The sequence below is a fragment of the Flavisphingopyxis soli genome, assembly GCF_007995095.1.
Classification (GTDB): domain Bacteria; phylum Pseudomonadota; class Alphaproteobacteria; order Sphingomonadales; family Sphingomonadaceae; genus Flavisphingopyxis; species Flavisphingopyxis soli.
Window position 1 is genome coordinate 1,211,197 of the sequence record NZ_VOPY01000001.1, and the last position, 16,156, is coordinate 1,227,352.

Annotated in this window: 14 protein-coding genes and 1 tRNA gene; 8 read left to right on the forward strand and 7 right to left on the reverse strand. The window is 64.5% G+C overall.

Going from position 1 to position 16,156, the window contains the following annotated elements:
• Positions 1–24: 24 nt before the first annotated feature.
• The 3 genes from FSZ31_RS06010 to FSZ31_RS06020 form a co-directional block, all read right to left on the reverse strand.
• Entirely contained in the window at positions 25–732 is a 708-nt protein-coding gene (locus FSZ31_RS06010; RefSeq protein WP_147122224.1) for a polysaccharide biosynthesis/export family protein, read from the reverse strand.
• Positions 733–873: 141 nt separating this feature from the next.
• Entirely contained in the window at positions 874–2,142 is a 1,269-nt protein-coding gene (locus FSZ31_RS06015) for a nucleotide sugar dehydrogenase (RefSeq protein ID WP_147122226.1), read from the reverse strand.
• A gap of 40 nt (positions 2,143–2,182) precedes the next feature.
• A complete protein-coding gene (locus FSZ31_RS06020) occupies positions 2,183–3,178 on the reverse strand; it encodes a GDP-mannose 4,6-dehydratase (RefSeq protein ID WP_147122228.1) in 996 nt (331 codons plus the stop codon).
• A gap of 152 nt (positions 3,179–3,330) precedes the next feature.
• Between FSZ31_RS06020 and FSZ31_RS06025 the strand changes: the two genes are divergently transcribed.
• The 5 genes from FSZ31_RS06025 (at position 3,331) to hutG (ending at position 10,216) form a co-directional block, all read left to right on the forward strand.
• The gene (locus FSZ31_RS06025; protein WP_147122230.1) at positions 3,331–4,761 is read left to right on the forward strand and encodes a right-handed parallel beta-helix repeat-containing protein; all 1,431 of its coding nucleotides are present in this window, start codon (positions 3,331–3,333) and stop codon (positions 4,759–4,761) included.
• 113 nt (positions 4,762–4,874) lie between these two features.
• Complete coding sequence (gene hutI, locus FSZ31_RS06030) at positions 4,875–6,068, forward strand: imidazolonepropionase (protein WP_147122232.1); 1,194 nt, start codon at positions 4,875–4,877, stop codon at positions 6,066–6,068.
• Positions 6,062–7,600 carry a histidine ammonia-lyase gene (gene hutH, locus FSZ31_RS06035; protein ID WP_147122234.1) on the forward strand — a complete coding sequence of 513 codons (1,539 nt, stop codon included), beginning with the start codon at positions 6,062–6,064 and terminating at the stop codon, positions 7,598–7,600. Before hutI ends, hutH begins: the two co-directional genes overlap by 7 nt.
• The gene (gene hutU, locus FSZ31_RS06040; RefSeq protein ID WP_147122236.1) at positions 7,593–9,269 is read left to right on the forward strand and encodes a urocanate hydratase; all 1,677 of its coding nucleotides are present in this window, start codon (positions 7,593–7,595) and stop codon (positions 9,267–9,269) included. Before hutH ends, hutU begins: the two co-directional genes overlap by 8 nt.
• A 5-nt stretch (positions 9,270–9,274) precedes the next feature.
• Positions 9,275–10,216: a formimidoylglutamase gene (gene hutG / locus FSZ31_RS06045; RefSeq protein WP_147122238.1), complete on the forward strand. Its 942-nt coding sequence runs from the start codon at positions 9,275–9,277 to the stop codon at positions 10,214–10,216.
• Between the two features lie 6 nt (positions 10,217–10,222).
• Here hutG and FSZ31_RS06050 read toward each other — a convergent pair.
• Positions 10,223–10,298, reverse strand: a tRNA-Lys gene (locus FSZ31_RS06050).
• A 15-nt stretch (positions 10,299–10,313) separates the two neighbouring features.
• The gene (gene folK / locus FSZ31_RS06055) at positions 10,314–10,826 is read right to left on the reverse strand and encodes a 2-amino-4-hydroxy-6-hydroxymethyldihydropteridine diphosphokinase (RefSeq protein WP_147122240.1); all 513 of its coding nucleotides are present in this window, start codon (positions 10,824–10,826) and stop codon (positions 10,314–10,316) included.
• 23 nt (positions 10,827–10,849) lie between these two features.
• Between folK and FSZ31_RS06060 the strand changes: the two genes are divergently transcribed.
• Positions 10,850–11,554, forward strand: coding sequence for a uracil-DNA glycosylase (locus FSZ31_RS06060; protein ID WP_147122242.1), 705 nt, complete (start codon positions 10,850–10,852; stop codon positions 11,552–11,554).
• On the opposite strand, the gene FSZ31_RS06065 is transcribed toward FSZ31_RS06060, so the two are convergent.
• Positions 11,538–12,014: an RNA pyrophosphohydrolase gene (locus tag FSZ31_RS06065; protein WP_147122590.1), complete on the reverse strand. Its 477-nt coding sequence runs from the start codon at positions 12,012–12,014 to the stop codon at positions 11,538–11,540. The two genes, FSZ31_RS06060 and FSZ31_RS06065, sit on opposite strands and share 17 nt — an antisense overlap.
• 16 nt (positions 12,015–12,030) lie before the next feature.
• Positions 12,031–12,981: an alpha/beta hydrolase gene (locus FSZ31_RS06070; protein ID WP_147122244.1), complete on the reverse strand. Its 951-nt coding sequence runs from the start codon at positions 12,979–12,981 to the stop codon at positions 12,031–12,033.
• Positions 12,982–13,132: 151 nt separating this feature from the next.
• Here FSZ31_RS06070 and FSZ31_RS06075 point away from each other — a divergent pair, with 151 nt between their 5' ends.
• The gene (locus FSZ31_RS06075) at positions 13,133–15,007 is read left to right on the forward strand and encodes a 2-oxoacid:acceptor oxidoreductase subunit alpha (protein ID WP_147122246.1); all 1,875 of its coding nucleotides are present in this window, start codon (positions 13,133–13,135) and stop codon (positions 15,005–15,007) included.
• A 73-nt stretch (positions 15,008–15,080) separates the two neighbouring features.
• Positions 15,081–16,112 (forward strand): 2-oxoacid:ferredoxin oxidoreductase subunit beta, encoded by a 1,032-nt coding sequence (locus tag FSZ31_RS06080; RefSeq protein WP_147122248.1) that lies wholly within the window; start codon positions 15,081–15,083, stop codon positions 16,110–16,112.
• The last annotated feature ends 44 nt before the right edge of the window (positions 16,113–16,156 follow it).

Consider the following 16,156-nt stretch of genomic DNA (forward strand, 5'->3'; position numbering starts at 1 on the left):
TCGGTATCTCGACAGAGACCCTCGTCAAAAACCGGTAGCGATCTGGAATATGCCAAGCAACGGCACGATCGATAAAGCATCGTGGAGCGTGCGCTTCAGCGCGGATCCGTCCATCAGGACCTCGTCGCCGGGATAGATCGTCGGATTGGGGTCGAGCCCGGCTGCAATCCGCTTGTAGTTGAATGCCGCGACGTTGCGCTGACCGTCGATCGTCCGGAAGACCACGACGCGGCTGCTGTTGGCGTATTCATCAGGGCCCGACGCGCGCGAAACGAGTTGCAGCAGGCTCGACGCGCCGATGACTTCATAGAGGCCGGGCTGCTTGACCGAGCCGCCGACCAGGACCTGCTGCTGCTTGATCTCGGTCAGCTGGATCGTCACCCGGGGATCGCGAATATAACGGGCGGCGTACGCATTTTCGATCCGCGTCGTGAGCTGGTCGCTGGTCATGCCAGCCGCCGCGATCGAACCGATCAGCGGCAGATTGACGATTCCCGACAATTCGACCTGGTAATCACCCGTCAGGTCGGGAACGCGGAACACCGTCATCTTGAACTTGTCGAGCGCGTTGATGCGATAATCGGTGTCGGTCTGAACGACTGGGGTGGGATCGGCCACGCCGAAACTTGCTGGATTGACCGGAATATCGCCGCGAGGCGACGAACAGCCGACGAGCAGCAAAAACAGGCTGGCGAACACGACCGACAGGCCGAGGCGGGAGAAATCGAACACTGGCTTGGCGACTCCTGAAACGAACAAATTTACGTGCCGTCGATACGCGGCGTCGCAATGCTCAAAACTTAGCAAGCCAATCGTCCGATTGGCAATCTTTTCTCTATTGTCATGACGAACGTAGGACGTTGAATCGCCTGCTTACAGCGTCCAGTACCGCAGGTCACGGTCGGTAACCTCGTCCGCGTGCCACATGCGCTTGATATCGGCAACCAGTCCACCGGGCGTGAGCAGCGCGCCAAGCGCGGCGGGATTGACCGGAGCGAAAGCCTCGTGCGGCACAGCGCCGACGACGCAGTCGAAGGGGCCTTGGGGCAGTTCGGAGAATATCCCGACCCCCAGCTCATTCTCCGCTTCCTGCGGATCGGCCAGCGGGTCGTGGATGACAACCTCATGACCGTGCGCTGCCAGGTTCCGGGCAAGATCGGCGGCCTTGGAATTGCGCAGATCAGGAACATTTTCCTTGAAGGTCACACCGAGGAACAGGATGCGCGCGTGCTTGCGCCTAATTCCGCTGTCGATCCGGTCGGCGATCCAATGCGCCATCGAATCGTTCATCGTGCGTCCCGCCAGGATCAGTTTCGGATCATAGCCGAGCTGTTGGGCGCGGTGGCTGAGATAGAACGGGTCGACGCCGATGCAGTGGCCGCCAACGAGGCCGGGCTGGAAGGGGAGGAAGTTCCACTTCGTTCCGGCGGCATCGAGCACGTCCCAGATCGACAGGTCCATGCGGTCAAAGATCCGCGCCAGCTCATTCATGAAGGCGATGTTGATGTCGCGCTGCGTGTTTTCGATGACCTTGGCCGCCTCGGCCGCCTTGATCGACGCGGCGCGATAGACGCCGCCGCTCGTGACGCGTCCGTAAATGTCGGCGAGACGTTCGGTAATTTCCGCGTTCTCGCCGGCGATCACCTTGGTAATGCGATCGACGGTGTGTTCGCGGTCGCCGGGATTGATCCGCTCGGGCGAATAGCCGAGGAAAAAGTCTTCGCCTCTCGTCAGTCCCGACTGCGCTTCGAGCAACGGTCCGCAGATGTCTTCGGTGACGCCGGGATAGACCGTGCTTTCGTAGACAATCACGGGCTTGCGATTTTCGCCTGCGATCATTTTGGCGATCATCCGCGTCGCGCCCTCGACGGGACGCAAATCGGGGTTGTTGTCGCCGTCGATCGGGGTCGGTACGGTCACGATATAGACGTCGGCAGCGGGGCAGGCATCGGCATCGCTGGTCAATTGGAGGCTGCTCGCGGACAGCTTGTCATTATCGACCTCTCCGGTGCGGTCGTGGCCGCCACGCAGTTCGTCGATCCGGCGCGTGTCGATGTCGAGACCCCAGATGTCGAAATGCCGCGCGAGCGCGACCGCCAGTGGAAGGCCGACATAGCCGAGTCCAATAACGACAATGCGCATGTCTATTCCTTGATCATTCGGTTGGATTGCCCTGGCCACGTCAGACGCCGTGATAGTCGCGATACCACGATACGAAGCGCGGTACGCCCTGCGCGATCGTCGTCTTGGGCTCGAAGCCCAGGTCGGTGCTGATTGCCGAGATGTCGGCGAACGTGTCCTTGACGTCGCCCGGCTGGAGCGGATGCATCTCCTTGATCGCTTCCTTGCCGCAGGCAGTCTCGATCAGGCCGATCAGATCCATCAGCTGCTCGGAGCGATTATTGCCGATATTGTAGATGCGGTGCGGGTTGATGCTGCCGCCCGCATGCGGGCCGCCATCGTCGAGCGGGGGATGATCGAGACACGCCACGATCCCGGCGACGATGTCGTCGATATAGGTAAAATCGCGGCGCATGTCGCCGTTGTTGAAAACCTTGATCGGTTTACCGGCGAAGATCGCCTTGGTGAACAGCCACATCGCCATGTCGGGTCGGCCCCACGGCCCATAGACGGTAAAGAAGCGCAGGCCCGTCAGCGGGATTCGATAGAGGTTGGCATAGGCCTCGCTCATCAGCTCGTCGGCCTTCTTGGTCGCGGCATAGAGCGCCAACGGCCGATCGACGCGGTCCTCGACGCGAAACGGCAATTGCGTGTTGCCGCCATAGACCGACGACGACGATGCATAGGTCATCGGGATCTTTCGATCGCGTGCCACTTCGAGCATGTTGAGATGGCCGACCAGGTTCGACTGGACATAGCTGTGCGGGTTTTCAATCGAATAGCGCACCCCGGCCTGCGCGCCGAGGTGGCAGATCGCATCGAAATCGTGCTCCGCCAGTGCGGCGACGAGCGCAGCATTGTCGGCAAAGTCGATCTCGAGAAATTCGAACGCGTTGCCATTGTGTCGCTTGAGGTGCGCGATCCGGTCGCGCTTGAGCTGGACCGAATAATAATCGTTGAGGTTGTCGATGCCGATGACATGATCGCCACGCCGGGCGAGCTGGCCCGCGACTTGCGAGCCGATAAAACCGGCGGCTCCTGTGACGAGAATTTTCATAATAAGCGTGATCCGGCAAAACGATAATCGCGCTGGCGGATAAAGACGCCGTCCCCGATATGCAAGAACGCAAGCGCTGTCGCGCACCATATGTACGGCACTTGCGTATCTGCTTCATCGGCGCGCAAGATAGGTCAGGCTAGGACAGGCAGATGAACATCGACCGCCGACATTTGCTCGCCTCGTCGGGTGCCGCACTGGCTCTCGCCGCGTTCGTCCCCGCCCGCGCCCAGCCAGGGCGCGCGCTGACACCCGAAATGTTCGGCGCAAAAGGCGACGGCAAAACCAACGATACGGCGGCGTTCGCCGCTCTGTCGGACGCCGTTGAGCAACGCGGCGGTGGCATGATCATGCTGCGCAAGACGACCTATATCGTCGGTGCCCAGCGACCGCGACCCGCCGGCGCCAAGACAGGGTATGCGTACGAGCCCGCGCCGCTAATTGAACTGCGCGATTTGCGCGGTTCGCTCGTCATTCGCGGCAACGGCGCTAAGCTGCAGTGCGCACCGGGCTTGCGTTACGGCACATTCGATCGCGCGAGCGGGCGCAAGACGTCGCACACCATGCCCTTCCTAGATGGCACCGAACTTTCATCGCCCTATCGGGCGATGATCCATATCGAGGGATGTCTGGGCGATATAACGATCAGCGATATCGAACTCGATGGTAACCTGCGCGCGCACGCACTCGGCGGACCATGGGGCGATACCGGATATCAGATTCCCGCGACCGGCATCATATTGAAGAACAATCGCGGCTGGGAACGGCTGTCCAACATCTATGCGCATCATCATGCCCAGGACGGCCTGATGATCGACGGAGTTGATGCTGTCCGGAGCAACGGCGCGCGGACCACGCTCGACAATGTTCGCAGCGAATATAATGGCCGCCAGGGGTTGAGCATCGTTGGCGGTCGCGGTTTCACGATCCGGTCTTCGCAATTCAATCACACCGGCAAGGGCGGCATCGCCAGCGCGCCGGGATCGGGCATCGATATCGAGGCCGAGGGCGGCAAGCGCGTGCGCGACCTTGTTTTCGACAAATGTGAAGTTGCCAATAACACTGGCGCGGGGCTGGTCGCCGACAGCGGCGACAGCGAAGATGCGCGGTTCACCCGTTGCAGCTTCATCGGCACCACCAATTGGTCGGCCTGGCCCAACAAGCCGCGCTTTCGTTTCGCGCAATGCATTTTTGTCGGCGCGTTCGTTCACGCTATTGGTGATCGCGACCCGGCGCGCGCAACGCAGTTCACCCAATGCCGCTTTCTCGACGATCCCGCGCTATCGCCCACCGGCAAGGTCTATGGCGGCGAGAACCCCGACCGCCCGATCGGCGACTTGCCCGACAATATCAATGTCCGCTTCGACCGTTGCGACTTCCACCTGACCCATCAGGCGGTGCTGCCTTGGACGACCAACGTCATCTATGCCGATTGCACGCTGTCACAGGTGTCGACGACGATGTCGTTTCCGCGCGGCACCTATATCGGGCGGAATGTTCTCACTGGAAATTCGAACATATCGGGGTCGAACATTATCGGCACGCTGATCGGAAACGGGCGGACCTTCAGCGGCAGGGTCTAGCCGTCCTGATCGTATGACGCCCTGGAAACGCGGGCCACCACTTTCGTCGGCGGGTCTCCGATGCTACGCGCTCGGGGCCATCCCATCCGACTGCGGAGAGTGACTGCTTGTCCATGCTGCTTCTGACCGATGCACTGATTGCTCCGATCAATCGGGGCAATGCTGTCGAATATTCCTGGATTGCGACGATCGCGGTTGCCGACGGGCAGATCGCGTTTGTCGGAAATCCCGACGACATCCCCGCCACATTTGCCGAAGCATCACGCCATTCCCTCGCCGGTCGTCTCGTCACGCCCGGGCTGATCGATTGTCATACCCACCTGGTCTACGCCGGATCGCGCGCGCGCGAGTTTGAACTGCGACAGCAGGGCGCGACATACGAAACGATCATGCGCGCAGGCGGCGGGATATTCTCGACCGTCGCAGCGACGCGCGCGGCGTCGGCGGAGGAGCTTCTCGCCGGCGCCCTCAAACGGATCGACCGCCTGATCGCCGAAGGCGTGACGACGGTCGAGATCAAGTCGGGCTATGGCCTCGACCGCGATACCGAGCTTCGCATGCTGCGCGTCGCCCGCGACATCGAACAGCATCGCGCGATCCGCGTATCGACGACCTTCCTCGGCGCGCACGCTTTCCCCAAGGAGATCGGCGCCGACGCGTATCTCGAAGAAACCTGCCTGCCGACGTTGAAAAAAGCCGCCGCCGAAGGCCTGGTCGATGCAGTCGACGGCTTTTGCGAAAATGTCGGCTTCAGTGCGACGCAGATGGCGCGCGTATTCGACGTCGCCCGCGAGCTTGGCCTGCCGGTCAAGCTCCACGCCGAGCAGCTCTCTGATCAGGGCGGAGCGGCGCTCGCCGCGCGTTATGGGGCATTGTCGGCCGATCATCTCGAATATGTCGGCGACGATGGCATCGCGGCGATGGCGGCGAGCGACATGGTTGCGGTGCTGCTGCCCGGAGCTTTCTACATGCTCAAGGAAACGCAGTTGCCGCCGGTCGAGAAGCTGCGCGCGGCGGGCGTGCCGATGGCGCTGGCTACCGACGGCAATCCCGGTTCGGCGCCGATGAGCTCGATCCTGCTTGCGATGAACATGGGCGCGGTCCTGTTCGGCCTGACCCCTGAGGAATGCCTGCGCGGTGTCACCGAACATGCCGCGCAAGCGCTGGGCCTGAGCGACCGCGGCACGATTGCGGTCGGAATGCGTGCCGATCTCGCGATCTGGGATGTTACCGACCCCGCCGAGCTGAGCTATCGCATCGGCGACGCGCCGCTCTACCAACGTGTTTTCGAAGGACGCTTATGCTGACGCTTTCCCCCGGTTCGGTCGATCTGGCCAGCCTCGAACGTATCTGGCGCGAGGAGCTGCCGGTCACGCTCGATGCGGCAGCGCGCGATCGGATCGCGGTCTCGGCCAGGCGGATCGACGCGGTGATCGCAGGGGACGAGACGGTCTATGGCGTCAATACGGGCTTCGGTAAGCTCGCCTCGATCCGCATTGCCGCGGCCGACACCGCAACGCTCCAGCGCAATTTGATCTTGTCGCATTGCTCGGGGGTGGGCGCCTCGACGCCGCGTGCGATAACGCGGCTGATGATGGCATTGAAGCTTATCTCATTGGGCCGTGGTGCTTCGGGCATCCGTCCCGCGACGGTCGATCTGATCGAGGCGATGCTGGCGAAGGATGTGACGCCCGTGGTGCCGGCGCAAGGCTCGGTCGGTGCCTCGGGCGATCTCGCCCCGCTCGCGCATATGGCGGCGGTGATGATGGGCGAGGGCGAGGCGGTGTTCGATGGGGTGACGATGCCCGGCGGCAAGGCGCTCGCCAGGGCGGGCCTCGCTCCGGTCACCCTCGGCCCCAAGGAAGGCCTCGCGCTGATCAACGGGACGCAGTTTTCGACCGCGCACGCGCTCGTCGGCCTGTTCAACGCCTGGCACGCGGCGCGCGTGTCGCTACTGTCGTCGGCGCTATCGATCGACGCGGCGATGGCGTCGACCGCGCCGCTGACTGCCGAGATTCACGAACTGCGCGGCCATCCGGGGCAGATCTGCGCGGCGGCGACAATCCGCGCGCTGCTCGAGGGGAGTGCGATCCGCGATTCGCACCGCGACGACGACACCCGCGTCCAGGATCCCTATTGCATGCGCTGCCAGCCGCAGGTGACCGGGGCGGCGATCGACGTCCTCGCACAGGCGGCGTTGACGCTGCGCCGCGAGGCCAATGCCGCGACCGACAATCCGCTCGTGCTTGCCGACAGCATCGTTTCGGGCGGCAATTTCCACGCCGAGCCGGTCGCCTTTGCCGCCGACATGATCGCGCTCGCGCTGGCCGAGATCGGATCGATATCGCAGCGGCGCATCGCCTTGCTCGTCGATCCGACGCTCAGCTTCGACCTGCCGCCCTTCCTCGCAGCCGACCCCGGGCTCAATTCGGGGATGATGATCGCCGAGGTGACGAGCGCCGCGCTGATGAGCGAGAACAAGCACCTGGCCAATCCGTGCTCGACCGATTCGACCCCGACGAGCGCCAACCAGGAAGACCATGTCAGCATGGCCGCCCACGGCGCGCGGCGGCTCGGGCCGATGGCCGACAACCTGTTCCGCATCCTCGGCATCGAGATTTTCTGCGCAGCCGAGGGGATCCGTTTCCGCGCCCCGCTCGAAACGAGCCCGGCGCTGGCGCGCGTCTGCGCGCGCTTCCACGAAGATGTCGCGCCGCTGACGCAGGACCGTTTCCTCGCGCCATGTCTCGAAACGTCGGCGCGGCTCGCCCAGGGCCGCGCGCTGACCGATGCGGCCCAAACCGCCTTTCCCGAACTCGAGGAGCTGATCCGTGGCTGACCGCCGACACAATAGCCGCACCGTCAAGGCGCCGACCGGCACGACGCTCAATGCGAAGAGCTGGCTGACCGAGGCGCCGCTTCGCATGCTGATGAACAACCTGCATCCCGACGTTGCCGAAAATCCCGACGAACTTGTCGTCTATGGCGGTATCGGCCGCGCCGCACGCAACTGGCAGGCGTTCGACCAGATCGTCGATAGCCTGAAGCGGCTCGACGACGACCAGACGCTGCTCGTCCAGTCGGGCAAGCCCGTCGGCATCTTCCATACGCACAAGGATGCACCGCGCGTACTGATCGCCAATTCGAACCTCGTGCCGCACTGGGCGACGTGGGACCATTTCAACGAGCTCGATAAGAAGGGCCTGGCGATGTACGGCCAGATGACCGCGGGGTCGTGGATCTACATCGGCACGCAGGGCATCGTTCAGGGCACCTACGAAACCTTCGTCGAGGCGGGGCGCCAGCATTATGACGGCGACCTCACCGGCCGCTGGGTGCTGACCGCGGGACTTGGCGGGATGGGCGGGGCGCAGCCGCTTGCCGCAGTCATGGCGGGCGCGTGCTGCCTCGCGATAGAATGCGACGAGACGCGCGCCGATTTCCGCCTCCGCACGGGCTATGTCGACGAAAAAACACACGACATCGACGAGGCGCTGGCGCTGATCGACCGCTGGACCGCGACCGGGCAGGCCAAATCGGTCGCGCTGATCGGCAATGCCGCCGAGATCGTCCCCGACCTGTTCGCGCGCGGCGTCCGCCCCGACATCGTTACCGACCAGACCAGTGCGCACGATCCCGTCCACGGCTACCTGCCGATCGGCTGGAGCGTCGGCGAGTGGCGCGCGAAACAGGAAAGCGATCCCAAATCGGTCGAAAAGGCCGCTCGCCAATCGATGAAAATCCACGTTGCCGCGATGGTCGATTTCCATAAGGCCGGCGTCCCGACGGTCGATTACGGCAACAACATCCGCCAGGTCGCGTTCGACGAAGGTCTCACCGACGCCTTCGCCTTTCCCGGCTTCGTCCCCGCCTATATCCGCCCGCTGTTCTGTCGCGGCATCGGCCCGTTCCGCTGGTGCGCGCTGTCGGGCGACGCGCAAGACATCTACAAGACCGACGCCAAGGTGAAGGAGCTGATCCCCGACGATCCGCACCTGCACAAATGGCTCGACATGGCGCGCGAGCGGATCGCCTTCCAGGGCCTGCCCGCGAGGATCTGCTGGGTTGGACTGGGGGTGCGCGACAAGCTCGGCCTCGCCTTCAACGAGATGGTCCGCAACGGCGAGCTGTCGGCGCCAGTCGTCATCGGGCGCGACCATCTCGACAGCGGCTCGGTCGCCTCGCCCAATCGCGAGACCGAGGCGATGAAGGACGGATCGGATGCGGTCAGCGACTGGCCGCTGCTCAATGCCCTGCTCAACACCGCCAGCGGCGCGACGTGGGTCTCGATCCACCATGGCGGCGGCGTCGGCATGGGCTTTTCGCAGCACAGCGGCATGGTGATCTGCTGTGACGGGACCGAGGATGCCGATCGCCGCATCGCCAATGTGCTATGGAACGATCCCGCGACCGGCGTCATGCGTCACGCCGATGCCGGTTACCAAGAGGCGATCGACTGCGCGCGTGAAAACGGGCTCGATCTGCCTGGCATTTTGCCGCAGAATTAGCGCCGATGTCGATCAGCTTCCTTCCCGCCGCGCCGTGGTCGGGCCGCTCCGATCCCGAAGACGGGTCCGATGCGCTGCGGCTTCACCAGCTCGTCCGCGACGATGCCCCTCGGGCGCTGATCGGCTTCGCCTGCGAGGCCGGCGTCGCGCGCAACAAGGGCCGTCCCGGTGCATCAAAAGGCCCCGCCGCGCTGCGCAGCGCGCTCGCCAACATGGCGGCGCCGGACGGAGCACGGATAGGGCAGGGCGGCTTCAGCGACCTTGGCACGATGGTCGTCGAAGACGACGATCTCGAGATGGGGCAGGCGGCACTCGCCGATCGCATTGCCAGCGCGCTGAGCCGGCATGAGCGCGTAATCGTGCTCGGTGGCGGGCACGAGACAGCCTTCGCCAGTTACTCGGGTCTCGCCAAGGCCTATCCGGGCAAGCGCATCGGCATCGTCAATCTCGACGCGCATCTCGATATCCGTGCGGTCGGGGAGAGCGGCGGTTCGTCGGGCACGCCCTTCGCGCAGATCCGCGCGCTGGCGGGCGATGCCTTCGACTATCTGGTGCTTGGCCTCGCCGAGGAATCGAACACCGCTGCACTGCGCGACAAGGCGCGCGACTGGGGCGTGACGACCGTCAGCGATCATGCGCTGATTGCCGACGCTCGCGCCGCCGACGACGCGATCCGCGACCTGATCGGTCGCAACGACCTCGTCTATCTGACGATCGATATCGACGTCCTGCCGCATTACCAGGCGCCCGGCGTCAGCGCCCCTGCGCCGCGCGGCGTGCCGCTTTCGGTGATCGAGCATCTCGTCGGCGAAGTCATGCGCGTCACCGCCGAACTCGGTCGCCCGCTCCCGCTGGCCGACGCGGTCGAGCTGTCGCCGCCGCACGATCGCGACTCGATGACCGCGCGCAGCGCCGCGCTGCTGATCCGGCGATTGCTGCTGGCTTGAATACGGTGGTGAGCCCTGCTGGGTTCGAACCAGCGACCTACTGATTAAAAGTCAGTTGCTCTACCGACTGAGCTAAGGGCCCCACCGCGATGTGCACCTAGAAAGGGGTCGGCCCGGGGTCAAGCGGCTTGGGGCTGGAAAGTCGCTTTGCCAGTTGGCGGATGCTGTGTCCGCTGACCGGATCGCGCCAGTCGGCAGCGACCTGTGTTCCGGGGTCGAGGACGAAACGCCGCGTGCGAAGCGCGGGATGCGGGATCGTCAGCCGCGGCGCGGCGAACAATCCGCCCGACCACAGCAGAATATCGAGGTCGATCACGCGCGCGCCCCATCGCCGTGTGCGCCGCCGCCCGAAATCGCGCTCGATTCGCTGCAGTCGGTCGAGCAGCGCGAGCGGCGCGAGCGCGCTGTACAACACGACGACCGCATTGGCATATCGTCCGCGCGACGGACCCAGCGGGGCGGAGGCGATGATCGACGATTGCGCGATGACGGTACCGATCGCGTCCAGCTGTCCGATGGCGGCGGTGACCACCCTTGGCGGCGCTCCGTACTGCGCATGGCGCCGGTTCGAGCCCAGCGCGATCAGGTAGGTCTGGCTTGCCTCGCTCATGCTTGCGCCCTAGTCCCGCTGCGATGCCGCTGCCAACCCCCGTAGATATCGCCCTCACCCGTCTGGCCCCCGCCGACCTGTCGCCGCTGCCCGAGGGTGAGCCGCCGCGCGATTGCGCGCTGTGCCCGCGACTGGCTGAATTTCGCGAAGAGGTCGCTTGCGAATATCCCGACTGGTGGAATGCGCCGGTGCCAGCATTCGGCGATCCCGCCGCGTGGCTCGCGATCGTTGGCCTCGCGCCGGGCAAGCACGGCGCGCATCGCACCGGCAGGCCGTTTACCGGCGACTATGCCGGCGACCTGCTGTTTGCGACGCTCGGCAAGTTTGGCCTGTCGAACGGTTGCTACGACAGCCGCATCGACGACGGGCTGCGGCTCGGCGGCGCGATCATCATCAACGCGGTCAAATGCCTGCCGCCGCAGAACAAGCCGCTGCCTGCCGAAGTGCACAATTGCCGCCGGTTCTACACGCAGCAGCTCGCGATGCTGCCGACCGCCCGCGTCATGATCGCGCTCGGCCAGATCGCGCATTCGACCGTGATCCGAAATCTCGGCGAGCGGCAGGCCGCGTACAAGTTCGGCCATCTCGCCGAACATCGCCTGCCCGACGGCCGCGTCCTGATCGATAGCTATCACTGCTCGCGCTACAACACGAACACGGGGCGACTGACCGCGGAAATGTTCGAGGCGGTCTTCGCGCGGGCCCTGGAAATCAGATCAGCGGGCTGAACTCGTCAACGATGCGCTGATACAGCGCGCGCTTGAACGGGACGATGAGATCGGCGAGATCGTGCGGTGATTTCCACGCATATTCGCGAAACTCGGCGTGCTCGGTGGCGATGTCGATGTCGCTGTCGTCGCCGGTGAAACGCATCAGGTACCAGCGCTGTTTCTGGCCGCGATACCTGCCCTTCCACAACACGCCGATCAGCTCGTCGGGCAGTTCGTAGACGAATTCCTCGCTCGCCTCGGCGACGAGGTCGACCTTGGCCCTGGCGATGCCGGTTTCCTCCTCGAGTTCGCGCCACGCGGCGTCGAGCCAGTCCTCGCCCTTGTCGACGCCGCCCTGCGGCATCTGCCAGGCCTCGGCACGGTTATCGATGCGCTGGCCGACGAACACCTTGCCCTCGTCATTGACCAGCATCACCCCGACACCGGGGCGATAGGCAAGCGTTTCGCGTTTCGTCATCGGCGGCGGTCCACGTTCAGCCATTGGCGGGGAGCAGCGCCTTGAGCAGGCGGAATGCCTGCGCGAGGTCGCCGTCCGACGACGGCAGCGCCTTGCGCAGCGTGATGAAGCCGTGGATGTTGCCGACCGCGTCGTAATGCGCGACCGTCGCGCCTTCGGCGACCAGCGCGGCGGCATAGGCGCGGCCCTGGTCGCGCAGCGGATCGAGCCCCGCGGTCATGACCAAAGTCGGCGGCGTGTCGTGATGGCCCGCGCCCAGGCACGCGTTGCGCGGATCGCCTTTGGTCGGTGCGTAATGGTTGTCGAACCAGCGCATCGAATCGGCGCTGAGCAAATGGCCTTCGGAAAAGTCCTTGAAGCTCTGATAGGCGGGCGCTTCGTCGACGACGGGATAGATCGGGAATTGCGCGACGACCTTCTGGCTGGCGGGTGTGTCGCGCAGCTGCTGGGTCACGACGATCGCAAGATTGCCGCCGGCGCTGTCGCCGCAGGTGATCAGCCCGTCGATGTCGAGGCCGAGCGCGGCGCCATTATCGGCAATCCAGCGCGTCGCGGCTTCGCAATCGTCGGGCGCGGCAGGGAAGGGCGCTTCGGGGGCGAGGCGATAATCGACCGCGACGACGGGAAGCTGCATCACGCGCGCCATTTCGGCGCAGAACGAATCGTGCGTCTCGAGATCGCCGATGACGAAGCCGCCGCCATGGAAGAAACAGATGACGGGCGAAGGGCCTGCCTCGGCGCGCGCGTCGTACACTCGCAACCCGATGTCGCCGGCGGGACCGGGGCAGGACAGGTCCGCAACCCGCGCAATCTCGCCGCGTTCGACGTCGGCCATCGCCTTGGCCATTTTCATCAGCTCGCGGGCGTGCGGCGGTTCGAACTGATAGACCTTGGGCGTCTCGGGTGCGTTGATCACCTCGAGATAGGCGCGGACATCGGGGCGGGCGTCGGAATGGATTTCGGTCATGGCCTCTAACTGCCACCGCCACGATCGGTTGCAAAGCGGAACTTGTCTTCCCACCTCCGGGAAAGCGGGCGGCGTTCAAAAAGGGTTTGAGCGCGCACCCGCCGCCGCCTAGGGTCGCCGGCGATTGACCACCCCAATGACAGGATGACGCATGGCGAGCGCCGCGCACACGATTACCAAGGCTGAAGCGACCGCGCATCCGCCCGCCGAGGCGGTTGTCGTCCGCTTCGCCGGCGACAGCGGCGACGGCATGCAGCTGACCGGTGGGCAATTCACCTTGTCGACCGCGCTGGCGGGCAACGACCTTGCAACCTTCCCCGATTTCCCAGCGGAGATCCGGGCGCCTCAGGGGACGCTGTTCGGCGTTTCGGCGTTCCAGATCAATTTCGGCTCGACCGCGATCGAGACCGCGGGCGACGCCCCCGACGTGCTCGTCGCGATGAACCCCGCCGCGCTCAAGACCAATGTCGATGCGTTGAAGCCGGGCGGGCTGATCATCGCCGACGAAGGCGAGTTCGGCGACCGCAACCTCGCCAAGGCGAAATACGACGCGAATCCGCTCGACGACGGCAGCCTGGCCAAATGGCAGCTGATGAAGCTCGATATCAGCGCGCTGACCTTGGAAGCGGTCAAGCCCTTCGGCCTCGGCAAGAAAGAGGCGCTGCGCTGCAAGAACATGTGGACGCTCGGCCTCGCGCTGTGGATGTTCGACCGCGATCGCCAGCCGATCGTCGACTGGCTCAAGGCCAAGTTCGCCAAGCTGCCCGACATTGCCGAGGCCAACATCGCCGCATTGAACGCGGGTCATGCCTATGGCGAGACCGCCGAGCTTGCGGGGCCGATGCAAAAGGTCTCGATCGCCGCTGCGCCGACCGAACCGGGTCTCTATCGCACCGTCACCGGCGCCGAATCGATTTCGCTCGGCCTCGTCGCGGGCGCGCAGCTCGCCGGGCTCAAGCTGTTCTTCGGCGGCTATCCGATCACGCCCGCGTCGGCGATCCTCCACCATCTCGCACGGCTCAAGGAATTCGGCGTCACGACCTTCCAGGCCGAGGACGAGATCGCCGCGATCTGCGCTTCGATCGGCGCGAGCTATGCCGGACAGCTCGGCATCACCAGTTCGTCGGGTCCGGGCATCGCCTTGAAGACCGAGGCGATGGGCCTCGCGATCATGACCGAACTGCCGCTCGTCATCGTCAATTCGCAGCGCGGCGGGCCGTCGACCGGCCTGCCGACCAAGACCGAGCAGAGCGACCTCTACCAGGCGGTCTATGGCCGCAATGGCGATGCGCCGTTGCCGGTGATCGCAGCGCGCAGCCCTGCCGACGCATTCGATTGCGCGATCGAGGCGGTGCGTATCGCGACGACCTACATGACCCCGGTGATGCTGCTCACCGACGGCTATATCGCCAATGCCGCCGAACCGTGGAAGGTCCCCGACATGGCGGGCTATGCGCCGTTCCCGGTCAGCTTCATGACCGACGCGCCGGGCGAGGGCGAGGCGTTCATGCCCTATGCCCGCGACGAAAAACTGGCGCGTCCGTGGGCGATCCCCGGCACGCCGGGATTGATGCACCGCATCGGCGGCATCGAAAAGGCCGAAGGCACCGGCAACATCGATTACGCTCCGGAAAACCACGCGCGCATGACCGAAATTCGGCGCGACAAGATTCTCGGCGTCGATGTGCCTGATCAGGACATCGAGGTCGGTGAAGCCGGCGGCAGGCTGGCGATCGTCGGCTGGGGCTCGACCTACGGTCCGATTCTCCAGGCGGTCCGCCGCGCGCGCGCCAAGGGTCTCGACGTCAGCCATATCCACATCCGCCACATCTGGCCTCTGCCGAAAAATATGGCTGTCCTATTGCGGTCGTTCGAGCATATCATCGTTCCCGAGATGAACACGGGTCAGTTGAAGACGCTCCTCCGCGACCAGTATCTTGTCGATGCGAAACCGCTCAACAAGGTGTCGGGCCAGCCGTTCATGATCGCCGAAATCGAAGCGGCGATCGAAAAGGCCTTGGCATGATTGGTATTGATCGGAAGGTCACGTCGAACGGAAACACCGCCGAACGTGAACCTGTGACTTTTGGAACCGCAGCATGAACGACATGACCCCGATCGTAACCGCGCCCAAGGACTGGGAAACCGACCAGGAGGTGCGCTGGTGCCCCGGCTGCGGCGACTATGCGATCCTCAAGGCTGTCCAGCGCACGATGCCCGAAATCGGCGGCACGCCTGCCAACACCGTGTTCGTCAGCGGCATCGGCTGTTCGAGCCGCTTTCCCTATTACATGGAAACCTACGGCTTCCACACGATCCACGGCCGCGCTCCGGCGTTCGCCACGGGGATCAAGCTCGCCAATCCCGAACTCGACGTCTGGCTCGTCACCGGCGACGGCGACGGCCTGTCGATCGGCGGCAACCACACGATGCACGTCCTGCGGCGCAATCTCGACACGCAGATCCTGCTCTTCAACAACGAGATTTACGGTCTCACCAAGGGGCAATATTCGCCGACCAGCCGCGAAGGCACGCGCTCGCCCTCGACCCCGTTCGGTTCGGTCGATCATCCCGCGCGCCCGTGCGCTTTCGCCCTCGGCTCGGGCGGCCGCTTCGTCGCCCGCGCCTATGACGTGTCGAAACAGCTGCCCGATGTCCTCAAGGCCGCGCACGCGCACAAGGGCGCGGCGTTCATCGAGATTTTCCAGAACTGCATCGTCTACAACGCCGACGTGTTCGCCGAGTTCACCGACAAGAAGAATGCGAGTTCGCACCAGCTCTGGCTGACCGATGGCGAACCGATGCTGTTCGAAAAGGGCGCCAAGGGCATCGCGCTCGACCGCGAGGCGCTGCAGTTGAAGGTCGTCGATGTCGTCGACGGCGACTGGCAAGGCGCGGGCGTGATCGTCCACGACGTCAAGAACCGCGCGGTTGCGCACATGCTCGTCGAAATGCGCTTCGGCCCGTTCCCGATGGCGCTGGGCGTGCTCTACGATGATCCGCACCCGACTTTCGAAAGCGCCGTTGTCGCGCAGAACCGCGAACTCAGCGAAGGCAAGACGCCCGACCTCCAGGCGCTCGTGTCGAAGGGCCAGACATGGATGGTCGAGAAAGAACCGCGCACCGAATGATGAGTCACCGCTTCTCTTCCCGCTAAGGGGAGGCGAGAGATGTT